The organism is Vibrio sp. D401a, assembly GCF_030248515.1.
Taxonomy (GTDB): domain Bacteria; phylum Pseudomonadota; class Gammaproteobacteria; order Enterobacterales; family Vibrionaceae; genus Vibrio; species Vibrio rotiferianus.
In genome coordinates this window covers 1-2,459 of sequence record NZ_JAHGAI010000061.1, presented here as the reverse complement: position 1 = coordinate 2,459, position 2,459 = coordinate 1, and the positions used below count along the sequence as shown (strand labels likewise).

The 2,459-nt window shown below is 41.1% G+C and carries 3 protein-coding genes; 1 reads left to right on the top strand and 2 read right to left on the bottom strand.

The features are described 5' to 3' along the window. The first annotated feature begins 46 nt into the window (after positions 1–46). Positions 47–349: a hypothetical protein gene (locus KIV41_RS22375; protein ID WP_252042127.1), complete on the top strand. Its 303-nt coding sequence runs from the start codon at positions 47–49 to the stop codon at positions 347–349. A gap of 550 nt (positions 350–899) precedes the next feature. Here KIV41_RS22375 and KIV41_RS22365 read toward each other — a convergent pair. Both KIV41_RS22365 and KIV41_RS22360 read right to left on the bottom strand, forming a co-directional pair. Continuing rightward, positions 900–1,424, bottom strand: coding sequence for a hypothetical protein (locus KIV41_RS22365; protein WP_252040577.1), 525 nt, complete (start codon positions 1,422–1,424; stop codon positions 900–902). A gap of 232 nt (positions 1,425–1,656) precedes the next feature. Next, positions 1,657–2,061 carry a DUF1801 domain-containing protein gene (locus KIV41_RS22360; RefSeq protein WP_031847005.1) on the bottom strand — a complete coding sequence of 135 codons (405 nt, stop codon included), beginning with the start codon at positions 2,059–2,061 and terminating at the stop codon, positions 1,657–1,659. Between the last annotated feature and the right edge of the window lie 398 nt (positions 2,062–2,459).

Below are 2,459 nucleotides of genomic sequence, written 5' to 3'. Positions count from 1 at the left end.
TGCTTTGATGCACTTTAGTCAGGCGCAGTCTCAAAGCGGCTATTCAATGAAACCACTTGGAACAAACAACGCCGCAGAAAACGGACTGACAATACCAAAAAGCGCTTTTGGAAAGCCAATCTCACAGTGCGGACTTTCAACAAAGTCACTGAAACCACGTGGAACTTACAACACCAGAGAAAACGTCATTTCAGCGAGTAAATCGGCTTTTGTACCGACAAACTCACCGAGCGGAGTTGCAACCAAAAATAGACTCCCGATTGCCCTACTCTGTAAGCACCAAAGAACAAAACAACAGCTAGGACAGGTACAAAACTTTGGACTTAAAACAGCTAGAACTAAGCTCTGATGATCTACGATTAATCGGTGTACCAAGCAAACAGCTGCTAAATTTTAAGCTCAGAAACATGATTTTGATTGCTAGCTTTTTCTGGCGACTAACGCCCTGTTAAGGTGTGAGCAACGCAATACCGATGCAGCCGTATACCACCTTAAACACTAAACGCAACGCATAACAAAAATGCCACGCGTTGCGAATCACTCTTAAACAGATTGTTAGCTTTATATGCGTTTTGTTGCGATTAATATGCATAGTAAGGCAAAAGGGAATAAAATCACTAAACTAGCTTCTACTGTATCAAGAAGCTTTGCTTGTTGAATGTACGAAACAACACTCGAAACAGAGCAATAGATTATCGATACAAAAAAAGCAATGAAGACTTTTCCCCCGCTAAAGCCTTTCTCAATGTTCAACTTATAGTTGAGAACGATAAGGGGTAGCAATAACGCTACAATGTTATTCCCTTGAAGAGCTGGAATTGAAAGTGCAGAACCCAAGTATATAGAAAAAGAAATTAGTACTAGATAACTAAACAGCGACAATATTGTATATTTAAACATCACTTTCGCCTTTCTAACTCTGCCGTGTACTTTTGCATTTCGCTATAAGAAAACTCATGAATTCCCACTAGAGCAATTGATGCAATCAAAACAGCTACATTCCCAGAGCTAGCGCCTTTTTTGATGATACTCCAAGCGGCTCCGCCTGCTCCATAAGCTCCAGGATTTGCTCCTAAGATACTTGACCATCGGTTAAAGTCATTATGAAATTTTAGAATTTCAGTTAGCTCTTCAGTAGTCAGTGACCACTCTCCCCATTGAGGATTTACCAACACATCTGTGCATCTTGTTATGAGACAGCTCTTTAAAGGACCGCTACTTAAGCTGTGTATAATTGCCATAGCTTGTTGCCTAGCATTGCGGTCCAACTGACGATACATAATGGTTCCAGACATAGCTTGCGAGACTTTAACAGGATCTCCTTGAACTAAGTGTTGCGGGATATTCAATATCTTCGCCAATGATTTAACCGCATCGGCTTCGTTGCTAGGCAATTTATAAGGCAAACGACTAAAGTTATTCATTACTCTCATTCCGTTGACAATAGAAGAAAGTACTTAATACAATCAGAAGAAATAGTGACCTATTTATCATCGCCATCTATGCGATCGACTTCTAGAAAGCTAACGCCGCGTTAAGGGGTGAGCAACGCAGACCACCCACCTAAACCATTGTGCCGTAATCACTAAAGCTGAATCAAACCCAAAATGCCGAGCGTTGGGAATCCCTCTTGAACGCTTTGTTATGTGAATTTTTTCACGCGCCCAAAAGAGGCAAATTTTTACGCTGTTGATAGGTTAAAGCTAACTCTAAACAGGACTTGATTGCTGTTTCTGGTAACGCTTTCGATAATGACAGAACTATTGCTCTGTTTCCCTGAAACACCAGTTCTTCACCATACAATTCTCGAAATGTATCGACTAACTTAGTTTGGCAATTAAAGAACAGGTAATAATTGTTAGGAGATTTCAGCTTCCAGTCTATTCTTAGCGGGCTGCCTGTTTTTACACTATAGCTAGGCTCACCCCACTTTAGAGTTTCATCGACTTCACCTAACTCCAAATCAGATGCGATTTGAAAGACTAGATTTCGTAGCTCCTCTAGCCTAATACGAGCATTTTCCGGATATTCATCGAAGCGTTCTTTGACTACCTTGTTCACTGGAATCTCCTATTCACATAACGCCTTGCTAAGGTGTGAGTAACGCAATACAAAAGCTACCGCACGGCGCCTTAATCACCCTAAGCCACCGCAAAGTAAAAATGCCACGCGTTACGAATCACTCTTAAGCAATTTGTTAGTACATGCGCTACTTCTATTTATGCGCTCCAAGATATTGAAAATTGAGATGATATGAAAGACTTTGAACACTGAAGTGGGACGGGCAACTACAAAACTTTACCCCGATTGAAAGACGAAAGTTGGCTAGAAGAAAAACGCACTGAACTGCCCTACTTTCACTGGCTTTAAATTAATAAAGGATTCGACCCTCGCACTCCAACGGCAGCACAAAAGAAAGACAATTCTGACGTAGTAAAGACCACGAAAGAGAAGAAGCG

Excerpts from the sequence above, each read along its gene's own strand:
- KIV41_RS22375 (WP_252042127.1), top strand. The coding sequence starts at position 47 with ATGAAACCACTTGGAACAAACAACGCCGCAGAAAACGGACTGACAATA.
- KIV41_RS22365 (WP_252040577.1), bottom strand. The coding sequence starts at position 1,424 with ATGAATAACTTTAGTCGTTTGCCTTATAAATTGCCTAGCAACGAAGCC.